Origin of the sequence: Protofrankia sp. Cas4, assembly GCF_963555915.1 — a bacterium.
Lineage (GTDB): Bacteria > Actinomycetota > Actinomycetes > Frankiales > Frankiaceae > Protofrankia.
On the sequence record NZ_CAUVXL010000046.1, the window covers coordinates 33,916 to 47,174 of the forward strand.

Genomic DNA, 13,259 nt, shown 5'->3' on the forward strand with positions numbered 1-13,259 from the left:
CCAGCGTTCTACAGTGATCGGGGAAGCAGCGTGTCCGTGAGCGTCCGGCCCAGCCAGGTCTCGTACTGTTCCGCGGTCCACTGCCAGATCACGCGCAGCATGTGGTGAACCTCCGGCGCGGTGAGCGTCCAGATCACCGCGGCTGCCTGATCGACCGGCATCCCGTCACGCAGGGGTCCGTGTTCAGAGATCCAGAGTGCCACGGTCGTCATCGTCTGCCGCCGCTGACCGAGCTGCTGGTTTTCCCGGAAAGCCGCCATTTCACGGTCGGTGGCGGCCGCACCGCGCAGGATGTCATCGAGGGGCCGCAGACGTTCGAGCTGGTGGGAGGCGTCCGCGGCGAACATCGCGATCTGCCGTCGTTGATCGGTTTCCTGGCGGATCGCGGGCGGTTCCACCCGGCCCGGCATCGCGTGATCCCGGATGTCATCCGCATGTTGCGTGCCGCTGAGGCCCAGCAGTTCCTTGAGCAGCCCACGCTTGGACCGGAAGGCGTCATAAACGGTGTCGGGTGCGACACCGGCCGCCTTGCTGATTGTGCTGATCGTTGTTGGTGCGTAGCCCTGCGCACGGAAGAGCTCTCTGGCCGCTTCCAGGATGCGTAGCCGGGTCTGACGAGCCTGCTCGGTGCGAAGCGGGGAGCGGTACCTGCGGTGCCTGGCGGGGTCAGTCATCCGGCGTGCTCCGACGATGTCCAGTAACGCTGGAGTCAGCTGGAGGACCCACCGAGCGGAGCCGGCCGCGGGTCGTCGCGGCACGGCGTCAGCCGCTCGGTGGTCAACCAACATCGGCCACCATTTAGCAATTTATAGCCTAATTTCGACTATAACGTAATCTGCCCTGGTGTCGGCGCCAAGTCAAACAGTTGCGGGTGCAGGCCTCCTGGGTGCAGGCCTGCCGGATGCGGCCAGGTGCCGTGAGCCGAGCAGCCTCGGCTCCGTCTCTCGTACCTCAGTCGCCACCTACTCCTTACGGAAGGTGATGATCGCGCCGTTGGCCGAGCCGACGCCGGCCGCGTCGATGGTGCCGGTCACGCCGTGACCGCTGAATCCCATGGCCGTGGCCAGGCCGGGAATCTGGTTGTCGCTGGTGATGGTGTAACCGGCCGCTGGCAGCGCCGTGCGGTAGAATTTCGCCACCGCCGTGTCGGACACACCGGTCAAGGCCACGGTGGACTGGCTGGTGCCGGCCGTGCCGCCATTGACCTTGGCGCCCGGCGGGATCGGGAAGCCGGCCGGTACGTTCGGCTCCTTGAGGGCATCGGCCCCGTCGGTCACATGCTGGCCACCGGGCAGCGATGTCGGAAAGGCCGTCGGCAAGCTTGTCGGCAACGAGTTCGCCCCGGTTGAGGAGCCTGCCGACGATGTTGTCCCGCCGACATTCGATGATCCATCACATGCCCCGAGAAGCAGCAGGGCCAGGCCTGCGCCCGCGGCTGCCGCCGCCATCCGGTACCGGCCGGATCGGGCCGAACCTGCCAGACCCTCGCGAGCGCCCAACCTGATCTCCCCCTTCATGGACCCGGGGACGTAGACACGCGATGCGTGACCGCCCCCGGTCACCTGGATCCGCCGGCCGGACCAGTGTGGCTTGCACCACTGGTGCCGGTCACCACACCATAGGCGGCACATCCGACAGATCGCCCCGGTTGTCGTCGGGCTGTCAGCGCCGAAGGCCCCCCAGGCCCCAGGCCCCAGGCCCGGAACACGGACGGGATCCTGTCGGTCTGGCGACACGGGAGCGCCGGGTGCGACTCCCGGAGTCGTTTCACACCGGGCAGCTTCATGGGTAAACGCGTGCGGTCGCTGGGATGTGCCAGCTCCATTCGGGCCCGGTAGCCGCGGTGGACCTCGTGAACATGATGGAAACGGCAGCGTCCGACACGCCCCCAGTCATCCCGGAGCGGCTTCTCGCCGGTACTGTGATGTGCCGTGGCAGTGAGCAACAATGCGGTCGCCGGGGTGGTTCTCAACTACCTTGAGGAAAACCCGGGCGAACTTGAGACGGTGGGTCCCCTGGTGCTGGCCGCGATGGCCGGGCCGAGTTCGGTGACCGATCGCGCTACGATGCCGGGGCATGTCACGTGCCGTGCGGTCGTGGTCACATCCGACTGGCGGGTGTTGCATATCCACCATCGGCGCCTGGCCCGCTGGCTGCTTCCCGGGGGGCATGTCGAGGCAGTCGATCGGTCCCTGTTCGGCACAGCACTGCGTCAGCTTGCCCGGGAGACCGGAATCGCCACGAACGTTGTGATTCCGGACACCGCCCGACCGGTGGATATTGAGGCGCACATCATCCCGGCGGACAGTGCCTGGGATGAACCTGCCCATATACACTATGATGTTCGTTTTGTTCTACATGTTCCAGATGTAACGGTATGTCTACCTTCAGGGGAGATCTCCGATCACCGATGGATACTCCTCGAGGAACTCCCCGGCATCCTGGGGGACAAGCTGCGCGTCCACAGCGCCCGATCCGGGTGGGCGCGCGTCAGCCGCTGAAGCGGGCGATGGCGCGCATCTTGTTCATCGCGTCCAATGCGGCCACCTTGTAGGACTCGGCTAGTGTCGGATAGTTGAACACGGCGTCGACCAGGTAGTCGATCGTGCCGTCACAGCCCATCACGGTCTGGCCGATGTGGACGAGCTCGGTGGCACCGGTGCCGAAGACGTGTACGCCGAGCAGTTTGCGGTCGATTGAACTGACCAGGAGTTTCAGCATGCCGTAGGAATCTCCGACGATCTGGCCTCGGGCCAGCTCCCGGTAGCGGGCAATCCCCACCTCGAACGGCACGGCCCGTTCGGTGAGCTCGTCCTCGGTGCTGCCGACATAGGAGATCTCGGGGATGGTGTAGACACCGATGGGCATCAGGTCGTGCCGCATCACATGAACGTCCTCGCCGCAGGCCGAGTAGGCGGCGAGCCGGCCCTGCTCCATGGATGTCGCGGCCAGGGCGGGGAAGCCGATGACATCCCCGACTGCGTAGATGTGAGCCATCTCGGTCCGGAAATCCGAACCCACCTTGATCCGACCGCGGTTGTCGGCGCTCAGACCCGCGTTGGCGAGGTTCAGCGCCGTGGTGAGCCCCTGGCGACCGGCCGAGTACATGACGGTGTCCGCGGGCAGCCTCTTGCCGCTCTCCAGCAACGTCAACGTCCCGCCGTTGTGGCGTCCCACCGACACCACCGACTCGCGGAATCTGAATGTTACGGCAAGGTCTCGCAGATGATATTTAAGAGCTTCGACTACCTCGACGTCGCAGAAGTCGAGCATCCGGTCCCTGCGTTCGACCACTGTCACCTTCGTACCGAGCGCCGCGAACATGGATGCGTACTCGATACCGATCACACCGGCACCGACCACAACCATGGAGCCGGGAATCTTGTCGAGGGCCAGGATCTGGTCACTGTCGACCACGGTGCGGCCGTCGAAGTCGACCGTGTCCGGCCGGGCCGGCCGCGTTCCGGTCGCAATGATGATCTTTTCCGCGTGGACCCGCCGCTCGTCGACCTCGTCGGTACCCTTGATGCTGATTGTGTGCGCGTCGATGAAGCTCGCCGTACCGATGAGCAGGGTGACCCGGTTGCGGCTGAGCTGGCTGCGAATGACGTCGATCTCACGTCCGATGACATGCTGCGTGCGTGAGGACAGGTCGCCGACCGTAATGTCGTCCTTGAGTCGGTAACTCTGCCCGTACATCTCCCGCTGAGTCATGCCGGTGAGGTAGAGCACAGCCTCGCGCAGCGTTTTCGACGGGATTGTGCCGGTATTGATACAGACTCCGCCGACCATGTCACGACGGTCGACGATCGCCACCCGACGGCCCAGCTTAGCGGCGGCGATAGCCGCTTTCTGCCCACCCGGACCCGACCCGATGACGAGGAGGTCGTAATCGTACATCGTCACCTCCTCACGTAAAAGCCCCACGATCGATTACTGTGAGGCTATCCGGCCGGGAGGCCCGCGACACCTCAATCGCCAGGTTGTTACTTCTTCTTCGCGAGGGTCCTTCGCACCGGCGGGCAGCACAGCCCGTTTCGGGTGATGACATGGACGCGCTCGGTGTTCACGGGTCGGGGCGGGGGGATCCGTCCGGCGCAGCCGAAAAAATCTTCCGACTGCCCGTAACCTCCGCCGGATCGTGTCGTTGAACCGGGTGCGGGGGTCGTGGGGGCTTGCTGGGGGGTCTTCCACGGCCCCCGCCGTTCGCCGGCCACGAACGGTCCGGCGCCTTCCCGGCCGCTGTGATCGCACCGGTGCGGGGTCCGAGCGGGCGCTGACCCGGAGGAAATGTTTCGGACCGGAAATCGGCGAGGGTATATCTCCCTTGGGGTTTCTACGGGTGAGTCGTGTGGCCGAAGAGTGCGCGATCATGTTTTTCGCGCACTCGGAGGCCTTGGGGTTTCTACGGGTGAGTCATTGACAGGACGTCCAGCGCGGCGTCCAACTGCTCTTCGGTGAGTGTGCCGGCGGCCACATAGCCGCGTTCGAGGACAACCTCCCGGATCGTCTTCTCCTCAGCCAGGGACTGCTTGGCCACCTTGGCGGCCTCTTCGTATCCGATATAGCGGTTGAGCGGCGTCACGATGGCCGGAGAGGACTCGGCAAACCGCCGGCAGCGCTCGACGTCCGCCACGATGCCGTCCACGCAACGGTCCGCAAACAGTCGACTGATGGTGGACAGGATATGGATCGACTCAAGCAGGTTCCGCGCGATTACAGGCAACATCACGTTCAGTTCGAAGTTGCCCGCGGAGCCACCGAACGCAACGGCCGCGTCGTTACCGACGACCTGCGCGACAACCTGGCACACGGCCTCGGGGATGACCGGGTTCACCTTTCCGGGCATGATCGAGGATCCTGGCTGGAGGTCGGGCAGGCGGATCTCCCCGAGTCCCGCGCGCGGACCCGACGACGCCCACCGCAGGTCGTTGGCAATTTTGTAGAGGGACAGTGCGATCACCCGCAGCACACCGGACGCCTCGACCAGAGCGTCCCGGGACGCCTGGGCCTCGAAGTGGTTGCGTGCCTCCGACAGTGGCAGGCCGGTGGACGCGACCAGCTGCTCGATGACCGCCGCGGCAAAGCCCGGCGGGGTGTTGATGCCGGTGCCCACAGCGGTGCCACCCAGCGGCAGCTCACCGATCCGCGGCAGTGCGCCGTGCAGGCGCTCCACGCCGTAGCGGACCGCGGCCGCGTATCCGCCGAACTCCTGCCCGAGGGTCACCGGCGTTGCATCCATCAGGTGCGTGCGCCCGGACTTCACGACCTCGGCGAACTCGACGCTCTTGCGCTCCAACGACGTGGCCAGATGGGCAAGCGCGGGGATGAGGTCGTGGACGATCGCCTGCGTCGCGGCGACATGGATCGAGGAGGGGAACACGTCATTGGACGACTGCGAGGCGTTGACGTGGTCGTTGGGGTGCACCGGCCGGCCGAGCCGCTCGGTGGCGAGCGTCGCCAGCACCTCGTTGGTGTTCATGTTGGACGACGTCCCACTGCCGGTCTGGAATACGTCGATCGGGAAGTGCTCGTCGCAGCGCCCGTCGATGACCTCCACGGCGGCCGCGCAGATCGCAGCGGCGATCTCCGGGTCCAGGACTGCGAGCGTGGCGTTGACGGTCGCCGCGGCTGCCTTGATCTGGGCGAGCGCGGCGATGTGGGCCCGGGAGATCCGCTGGCCCGACACGGGGAAGTTCTCGACCGCACGCTGCGTCTGCGCCCGCCACCTGGCTGTGGCCGGCACCCGCACCTCGCCCATTGAGTCGTGCTCGATGCGGTAGTCCTGCTCGCTCATGTGCTCCCGCTCCCACCGGTCGTTACCCGTTCGACGGCTACCTTCCGTCCTGGAGGTTAGGGCCTGGCCGAGCCACGTGATCGAAGATCCGCCGGACAGATCGGAGCCGCCATCCGCCGCGTGGGCACGGAGTGGGCCGGGAGTGTGCCGGGCGCGCCGGTCGGGCCACTGACGGAGGCGTCGGCGGGTAGATGGTATTGATCATGATGAGATCGATCACAATTGCTCAGGCCGACCGGGTTGGTGACCCGATGTGTCGTTCATGAATCATCGACCGGACACATGTAGGCCAAATTATTTATCCGTTCGCACTGTTCGGCTGGCTGGTCAAAACGGCGCGATCACGCCTTTTCGGGTGGGGTGGACACTGGAACAACTGTCCGGCAGTTGTCGTTCCCGGCGTCGCACAGATCTCCCCGGGTTCGGCATCGTCTGGTGCTATCGTTGGCATCGATGCGGTGAATGGTAACGCGGTAAATGATAACGCGGAGAATGGTAACGCGGGGAACAGCTTCGCGGTAACGACTGGGTCGGCCGCCTGGACAGGTGAGATGGCGGCGGTCATGCGTTCCAGTCTCCGTTGTTTGCTGGCGTGCCTCGCGGCTCTGGCCGTAGTGTCGGCCACCAGTGCGTGTGGGCATGGGGATTCGGCTGTACCGGGCGGTAGTTCGGTCACCGTCCCGGGCACGTTGGATGCTTCGGTCGCGATGGTGTCGGCTGCCGCCGGGCCGCCCCTCGCCAGAGCGCTGGGTCTTGCCGGGCGCAGGGCGATCGCGTCCGTGTCCCCGACCAGCGGCTCCTCGACCGGCGACCCCGCGACCGGCGACCCCGCGACCAGCGGTTCCCCGACTGGCGGTCCTGCGACCAGCGACCCCGGCGCCGACGCAACCACCATTCCCACCCGGAACCCGGACCAGTCGCTGAAAGGTCAGCAGCGCGACGCACCCGTCCGTACCACCGGCCCCGGTAGGTAGTCCGGACAAAGCACGACGGGAAACCCCGGAGACGATTACAAGAACCGGTTCTGTGCATCCAGGTGCATCCAGGAAATAGCCTGACTGACGAGGTCGGTGTGCACAATGGCCCGCGGAATGCTGCGACCGGCCAGCCGGTCAGAGCTCGTTGCACCCGGCGGCATACGGTCGGGGCGCAGGAATACGGTCACGGCTGAATGGTGTCCATCCTCAGCGGGGTTCGTCCGCAGAACGGGTGTCTTCGGTGCTATGTGGGTGCTCTCCGGTGACCGGCAATTCGCGTCACGCAACGTAAGCGTTTCGCGTCCGACTGATTACTTTCCGTGTTAGGTTCGCTGGCAACAGGAAAGCCGGTTGCGCGGGTCAGTGGGGGCCTGACCCGCCCGGATGTTGGGTTGCCCTCAGATGCGTACCAGGCCCCGCGTTGTCCTGCCGCTGCTCGCGGCTTGTGTTGTGGCGTTCAGTGCTGCCACGGCGTGCACGGACCCCGCCGTGCTCGGCGGCGGGCCGGCGCGTATCGCCGACCCGCGATCGGCCTCGGCGGTCGCGGCCTGGGGCGCCCCGCTGTTCGTCGAACAGTTCGACGGCAAGGGTGTCGACCTTCGAAACTGGTGGGTCTATGACAGCCCGAACGCGGCTGCCTTCCCACGGTCGGCGGCCCGGGCCACGGTCGCGGCTGGCACGCTGCGTCTTACCGGCGGCTTCGACGCCGCCGGGCGGGATCTGTCCGGTGGGATCGCCAGCAAGACCGACCTGCGGTATGGGCGCTGGGAGGTCCGCGTCCGGGTTGAGCGTGGGGATGGCTACTCGGGGGTGGTGCTGCTGTGGCCGGCGTCCGGCCACTGGCCCACCGACGGTGAGATCGACCTGCTAGAAGCGATCAACGGAAACCGCCAGGGTGCGTCGAGCTTCGTCCACAACGGATCGAACAATCATGTGGAGTGGCACTACCTGCCCGGCGACTACTCCCAGTGGCACACGATCGCGGTCGAGTGGCTGCCCCGATCGATCACGTTCTATCTCAACGGTGTGCCGGAATGGACGGTGAGCGCGCCGAGCACCGCGGGTGCGTTCAACCCGATCCCGTCGACGTCTGCGATGCATCTGGCCCTGCAGCTGGACAAGGGCTGTACCTCCGCGATCCCGTGCCGGACCAGCCAGACACCCGCGACAGTCACCATGTACGTCGACCAGGTGCGGATATGGGCGGCTCCGCGACAACTCACCGGGTAGGTGCGCGCGTTGCCGTCGGTGAGATCGCAACCGCGTCACGTGGCGGGTTGGTTCCCAGAACGATGTCGCCGATATTCGATGTGACTCCGAGCCAGTAGCGCTCGTTACGGAAGTGGTGCAGACGGTGGTTGCGCCAGTGCCGTCGGTACATTTTGCTTCGAGGCTGGTAGCTGCTGTGGATGAGGAAGTGGGTCCAGTCGTAGGCGAGTAGGCCCGCCGCCGTGCACAGCGCCGCGGTCGCCGCCCCAGGTGATCCGAAAACGGCTGTGGCAAGGGCGATCGTGCCGCCGCCAAGCACCTCCTGCGGACGTACGAACATCGTGTCCAGGCTCGTCGGGTCACGGTGGTGCTGCTCGTGCCCCCGGCCGGCGGTCCGGTAGAAGGCACGGCCGATCGGGCTGGTCGGCTGGGCATGCAGGATCTCCCGGTGGACCGCCCATTCGACGAACGGCTGCATGGCCACCATCGACGCGGCGACCAGGACATCGGCCCGCCCGAAGCGTCCACGGGCGAGCCGCACGGTCGCCAGGCTCCCGACGGTGCCCAGCAGCACCGGTGGCCGGGGATGACGCAGAAAGCACCGGGCGGCGTCGGGCAGTGTGGTGACCTGGGTGGCGCGTCCGTGCGGACCGGGTCTGTCCAGCCGAGCGGCGGTCGCGACGACGACGCGCGTCACCCAGGCGCCCGCCCGGAGCGGCAACACCGCCGTCGGCCAGCTCGCCGTCGGCTCACCTGGTGCCGGCGGTTTGCCCGGAGCCGTTGGGCTGCTCAGGGTCCTTGCCCTGATCAGAACGGCACCGTTGAGTAGGCCTGGAGCTTGGTCAACTGGTGCTGGCTGTCCACCCGGCGGACCGTCCCACTGCGCGATCGCATGACCAGGGATGACGTGTTCGCCCCACCGGGCCGGTAGCGGACCCCGGCCAGCAACTCGCCGTCGGTAATGCCGGTGGCGACGAAGAAGACGTTGTCGCTGTTCACGAGCTCGCGCGTGGTCAGAACGCGCGTGGGGTCGTGGCCGGCGTCGAAGACCCTTTTCTGCTCGTCGGGATCCCGCGGCCAGAGCCGTCCCTGGATGACACCGCCGATACAGGCCACCGCGCACGCGGCGATGATTCCTTCAGGGGTGCCGCCGATGCCCAGCAGCAGGTCGGCGCCGGTGTCGGCGGACGCGGCCATGACCGCGCCGGCCACATCCCCGTCGGAGATGAGCTTCACCCGGGCACCGGCCGCACGGATCTGTTCGACCAGGTTGACGTGGCGCGGACGCTCCAGGACGACGACGGTCACATCCCGTGGATGCACGCCCTTGGCCTTGGCGACGGCGCGGATGTTGTCCTCGACGGGCGCTGTGATGTCCACCACGGCGGCGGCCTCAGGTCCGGTGACCAGCTTCTCCATGTAGAAGCAGGCGCTCGCGTCGTACATGGACCCGCGTTCGGACACGGCCATCACCGCGATCGCGTTGTTCATGCCCTTGGCGGTGAGCGTGGTGCCGTCCACCGGGTCGACCGCGACGTCGCATTCGGGACCCTCGCCCGACCCAACCTCCTCACCGTTGAAGAGCATCGGGGCTTCGTCCTTCTCGCCCTCACCGATGACGACGATCCCGCGCATCGACACCGTGCCGACGAGCCGCCGCATGGCGTCGACGGCGGCCTGGTCCGCGCCGTTCTTGTCGCCGCGCCCGACCCATCGGGCGGCGGCGAGCGCAGCCGCCTCGGTCACCCGGACGAGCTCGAGAGCGAGGTTGCGATCGGGCGCTTGCCCCTGGACCGCGAGAGGATCAGGAAGGTTGCTGTCTGCTGCCACGCATCCGAGCGTAATTGCACCCGCGTCCGTGCGCCCACCGGCGGTGTGACGGCCGATCTCAGCGCCCGGCCGGTCGGGGGCGTACCACTGCGAGGCCGCCTGGCCTGTGGTTGATCCATCGGGTGTCGGATGTCTGACACCACGGTCGCCGGTGCCGACGCAACGCCAGTCGTCGGTTGTGCGTCGAACTGCACAGAGAACGAAGGTGGCACCAGAGAACCACGGTGCCGCAGAGAACGAAGGCGGCACCAGAGAACGAAGGTGCCACGCAGGAGGAGGGCGTCCGGCACGCGGAGGGGGCGTGCCGGACGCTCGTCCATTGTTTATCGCCAGTCGGCCTTTGCGCGTGTGGCTGGGCCGCACGGCGTCCTGTTAGTTGGCCCACTCCACTCCACCCCAGCCCCGCCCCTGGCCCTTGGGTCGGCTGCCCCGTCGGGTCCGGCTCGGGACGGGACGTCAGGATGGACGGGTGGCACGACGACGCGGTCAGGAAACGATCCGGGACATGGTGCTGTCCCTCGGTGTTGTGATGCTTGGGGTGGCGCTGTTCACCCTGTTCATGCCAAGGGGTGGCTCGGACCCGGTGAGTGCGGTGGACACGGCCGCCCCGCTGGCCGCGTTCGCGCGTTCGGCACCGTTTGACGTCGCCGAACCGGCGGGTCTGCCCAGCTACTGGAAGGCCACGTCGATCCGGACGCAGCCGCCACCCGGTGCGTCCCGCGCGAACGTGGTCGAGCTGCGCATCGGCTACGTGGTCGACCGTCCGGGCAACCGTACGTACGCCCAGCTCAACCAGGGCAATGCGGCCGACGCGGTAGTGCGGGTCCTGGGCGACCGGCCGGTGACGGGGATCGCACGGTTGGCGGGGGAGTCCTGGCAGGAAAGGCGGGACGATGCCGGCCACCTCGCGTTCACCCGCCAGGTCGGCGATGTCGTACTGATCGTCTCCGACGGCGGCGGCGAGGGCGGTGCGTCCGCCGCCGACCTGGGGACCCTGGCCGCCTCCCTGCGTCCGCACACCGCCTGACAAAGGCGCGCGACAGGGCGGGCCAGGGCGTGCACGATGAGAAGGCCACGCGCGAAACAACGACGCAAGAGACCATCGCGCTCACAGACGATGGCGCGCCTGTCATGTCTGTGCAGCGGCTGATCGGGGAGGCTGCCACGAACCGCCGGGATCTCCTCGAAGCACTTGCCGCAACGGGCCGGCCTGACGGTCGCCGGGGTGGCGGTCGCATCCGCGCTCACCCCGCTGGACAGGCTGCTGGCCCTGGACAGGACCGCCTCCGGCTCGGGTGGGCTGGCCCTCGTCGACGCCCAACTGGAAAGCATCGTCGCGGACTACCCGACAACCCCGCCGACCGTGCTGCTCGGGCGGATCGCCGAGATGCAGCAGGTCACCGACGCGCTCGGGCAGCTCAGCCTGCGCCCCGCCGACCAGGCCCGGCTGTGGCGCCAGGCCGGGATCGGCGCCGGCCTGCGCGGCTGGGTGCACAACAACGCCGGCCAGACGGATGCCGCGCGGCTCTCCCTCGCCGAAGCCTTCCGCCGCGGTGAGCTGCTGGAGGACCCGCAGCTCATGGCGTGGACGCGGTACATGCAGGGGATCGTCGAGGACTATGCGGGCAACCCCCGTGGCGCCGAGGAGTACGCGCTCGACGGATTGCGCTATGCCCCGTCCGGGCCGCAGCGGGCGATCCTCCTCACGGACGGTGTGGCCTGGGCGAGAGCTGAGGTCGGCGATGCGGACGGTGCCGTGGCCGCGATTGACGAAGCCGGGGCGATCGTCGCATCCCTGACCCCGCAACAGCGCGGCCCGATACACGCCACCATCGTCCATGACCTGGACTCCTACCACCCGGTCAGTTTCGGGTCGGCCGCCGCGACAGCCTTCGCTTACCTGGGACGGCCCGACGACGTCCGGGAGTTCAACGCCCTGGTCACCCCGCTCGCCGAAGCGGAAGGCGCACACCAGCGCTCCTACGTCCGCCTCGACGAGGCCATGGCCGTGATCCGCAGCAAGGATCCGGACCCGGCACGTGTCTCGGCGCTCGCCCTCGAAGGGCTGGACCTCGCCACCCCGTTCCAGACCGCGCACGTCGGCAGACGGCTCGACCTCATCCTCACCGACGCCCGCCCGTTCGCCTCCGACCCGGCCATCCGCGACTTCACCGATGCGGTCACCACCTGGCGCAACACCCCGGCCTTCGCCTCCTGAACGCGTTTCGTAGGCTGGTGCTCACCAGACACGCCAGCCGTACGGGGGCTTGATGGAACACAACCTGGTGACCTCGGCGGACCGCGCCGACTACCTGGTCGATCTCTCCAACATCGTGCGGGAGCGGTCGATCGGGGGGCCGGGCCTGCGGTCCCTGCCTCGGCTCGACCTCGTGGTGGCGGCACTGGTGACACTTACCGGGGACCCGGACGTCCGCGTTTATCTGATCGCCGATGCCAGCCTGCTGGGCGGCAGCAGGGAGTTCACCGATCAGACGGATGTCGGCCGGCTCCGTCGCTGGGTTGCCGACGGTCTGGTCGAGGAGGTCCCCGACGCGGACGACCGGGTTCTTGAGATCGCCGGTATGACCCGCGTCCCGGTCATCACCGGTGACCGTTACGACGCCTACCGCACCGAGCACGCCTGGATCCAGGGGAACACCTCGCAGTTCCTCAAGCCCACACCCGGGCCTGGCGGCACCGTCACACTCGTCCCGCTGGATATGGGCGTCCGAACACCGGCCCAGATCTCCCGCCGGGAGGAGCTCGCCGCACTCAAGAAGCAGGGTCTGCTCGGCCCCGACCGGACCCCGCTGATCGAGGTGCTCACCCGGGCCTGGCGCTGCCCGGAACGGCGCTGTTCGCTCTATGACATTCACAGCGGTGACCGGGTGCTCCTACCCCGCATGCACCGCGGCGTACCCACCTGCCAGCAGCACCGGGTACCCCTGCGCGACGATGGCCCGCGGCCCGCCACCGCCCAACTCAAGGTCGTCATCAACGGCACCTGCGTGGCCCGTTACACCCTGGACGAGGACTCCGTGACGCCGGTGGGACGCTACCCCGACCCCGGAATCGCGCTGATCAGTCTGCTGGACCCGGAGGCCGCGGCCACGGTCAGCCGCGAGCACGTGGTCGTCTCGCTCCAGCAGGGACTGGTCCTGCTCCGCGACGTCAGCAGCTACGGTTCCCGGATGCGGACCGTCGACAAGCGGGGGCGGCTGGGGCCCTGGGAACAGCTGCCTCCCCAGGTCGACCGGCGATTCCACCCCGGTGACGAGGTCGAACTCGCCCCCAGCGTGATCCTCACCCGCAGCGGCCGGATCTTCCCCGCCGAACTTCCCGAGGACTGGCGGGCCGGCGTCCCGCAGACCCCCGTCCCACCGGGCGCTGCCGCACCCACCATGTCGGTGTGAGCCTGACTCCGGCTGGTGATGGTAAGAATCACC

12 protein-coding genes are annotated in these 13,259 nt (G+C 67.6%); 6 read left to right on the forward strand and 6 right to left on the reverse strand.

Annotated elements, in window-relative coordinates; genetic code table 11:
- Positions 1–8 precede the first annotated feature (8 nt).
- Positions 9–674 (reverse strand): helix-turn-helix domain-containing protein, encoded by a 666-nt coding sequence (locus U9979_RS04745; protein ID WP_322747651.1) that lies wholly within the window; start codon positions 672–674, stop codon positions 9–11.
- A gap of 288 nt (positions 675–962) precedes the next feature.
- Complete coding sequence (locus tag U9979_RS04750) at positions 963–1,277, reverse strand: hypothetical protein (RefSeq protein WP_322747652.1); 315 nt, start codon at positions 1,275–1,277, stop codon at positions 963–965.
- A gap of 654 nt (positions 1,278–1,931) precedes the next feature.
- Here U9979_RS04750 and U9979_RS04755 point away from each other — a divergent pair.
- Entirely contained in the window at positions 1,932–2,501 is a 570-nt protein-coding gene (locus U9979_RS04755; protein WP_322747653.1) for an NUDIX hydrolase, read from the forward strand.
- Here the strand turns inward: U9979_RS04755 and sthA are convergent.
- A complete protein-coding gene (gene sthA, locus U9979_RS04760; protein WP_322778415.1) occupies positions 2,491–3,900 on the reverse strand; it encodes a Si-specific NAD(P)(+) transhydrogenase in 1,410 nt (469 codons plus the stop codon). The two genes, U9979_RS04755 and sthA, sit on opposite strands and share 11 nt — an antisense overlap.
- A 505-nt stretch (positions 3,901–4,405) precedes the next feature.
- A complete protein-coding gene (locus U9979_RS04765) occupies positions 4,406–5,797 on the reverse strand; it encodes a class II fumarate hydratase (protein ID WP_322778416.1) in 1,392 nt (463 codons plus the stop codon).
- 707 nt (positions 5,798–6,504) lie between these two features.
- Here U9979_RS04765 and U9979_RS04770 point away from each other — a divergent pair.
- Both U9979_RS04770 and U9979_RS04775 read left to right on the forward strand, forming a co-directional pair.
- Positions 6,505–6,771 (forward strand): hypothetical protein, encoded by a 267-nt coding sequence (locus U9979_RS04770; protein ID WP_322778417.1) that lies wholly within the window; start codon positions 6,505–6,507, stop codon positions 6,769–6,771.
- Between the two features lie 405 nt (positions 6,772–7,176).
- Positions 7,177–8,004: a glycoside hydrolase family 16 protein gene (locus U9979_RS04775; protein WP_322747656.1), complete on the forward strand. Its 828-nt coding sequence runs from the start codon at positions 7,177–7,179 to the stop codon at positions 8,002–8,004.
- On the opposite strand, the gene U9979_RS04780 is transcribed toward U9979_RS04775, so the two are convergent.
- Together U9979_RS04780 and glpX are read right to left on the reverse strand one after the other, a co-directional pair.
- Positions 7,994–8,680: a sterol desaturase family protein gene (locus U9979_RS04780; protein ID WP_322747657.1), complete on the reverse strand. Its 687-nt coding sequence runs from the start codon at positions 8,678–8,680 to the stop codon at positions 7,994–7,996. The genes U9979_RS04775 and U9979_RS04780 overlap by 11 nt on opposite strands.
- Positions 8,681–8,790: 110 nt before the next feature.
- A complete protein-coding gene (glpX, locus tag U9979_RS04785) occupies positions 8,791–9,813 on the reverse strand; it encodes a class II fructose-bisphosphatase (RefSeq protein WP_322747658.1) in 1,023 nt (340 codons plus the stop codon).
- Between the two features lie 469 nt (positions 9,814–10,282).
- Here glpX and U9979_RS04790 point away from each other — a divergent pair, with 469 nt between their 5' ends.
- From U9979_RS04790 to U9979_RS04800, 3 genes are all read left to right on the forward strand, one after another.
- Positions 10,283–10,840 carry a DUF4245 domain-containing protein gene (locus tag U9979_RS04790; RefSeq protein ID WP_322778418.1) on the forward strand — a complete coding sequence of 186 codons (558 nt, stop codon included), beginning with the start codon at positions 10,283–10,285 and terminating at the stop codon, positions 10,838–10,840.
- A gap of 165 nt (positions 10,841–11,005) precedes the next feature.
- Complete coding sequence (locus tag U9979_RS04795) at positions 11,006–12,031, forward strand: hypothetical protein (RefSeq protein WP_322778419.1); 1,026 nt, start codon at positions 11,006–11,008, stop codon at positions 12,029–12,031.
- A 52-nt stretch (positions 12,032–12,083) separates the two neighbouring features.
- Positions 12,084–13,226, forward strand: coding sequence for an FHA domain-containing protein (locus U9979_RS04800; RefSeq protein ID WP_322778420.1), 1,143 nt, complete (start codon positions 12,084–12,086; stop codon positions 13,224–13,226).
- Positions 13,227–13,259 lie beyond the last annotated feature (33 nt).